At 52.8% G+C, this 417-nt stretch carries 2 tRNA genes; both read left to right on the plus strand.

What is annotated here, in order from left to right:
• Positions 1 to 61: 61 nt before the first annotated feature.
• Positions 62 to 138, plus strand: a tRNA-Ile gene (locus tag MSG32_RS17920).
• A 39-nt stretch (positions 139 to 177) separates the two neighbouring features.
• Positions 178 to 253 (plus strand) — tRNA-Ala (locus MSG32_RS17925).
• Positions 254 to 417 lie beyond the last annotated feature (164 nt).

The following is a 417-nucleotide window of genomic DNA, read 5'->3' on the forward strand; positions in this document are numbered from 1 at the left end:
GCTCGCGGCAAGTGCTCACAACGAATTACCTGATCAAGTTAGTTTATCGAGTAGTAGTGTCGGGTCTGTAGCTCAGTTGGTTAGAGCGCACCCCTGATAAGGGTGAGGTCGGCAGTTCAAATCTGCCCAGACCCACCAAAAGCTTCGTGCTTTTGTCGACACGGTTTTGCCGACTTTGGGGCCATAGCTCAGCTGGGAGAGCGCCTGCCTTGCACGCAGGAGGTCAGCGGTTCGATCCCGCTTGGCTCCACCATGAAAGTCCGGTTCAGCTTCTACTACCTGATAACGCTGCACAGTCCACAGTGACAAGCATATCGCCTTCCTCGTGAAGGTTGTGTGACTTCTCACTGTTCTCTGAACAGCCGCTCTTTAACAATGTGAATCATGCTGACGATAGATATGTGCGCCAAGCGCATG

This window comes from Cobetia sp. 1CM21F (assembly GCF_023161745.1).
Lineage (GTDB): Bacteria > Pseudomonadota > Gammaproteobacteria > Pseudomonadales > Halomonadaceae > Cobetia > Cobetia amphilecti.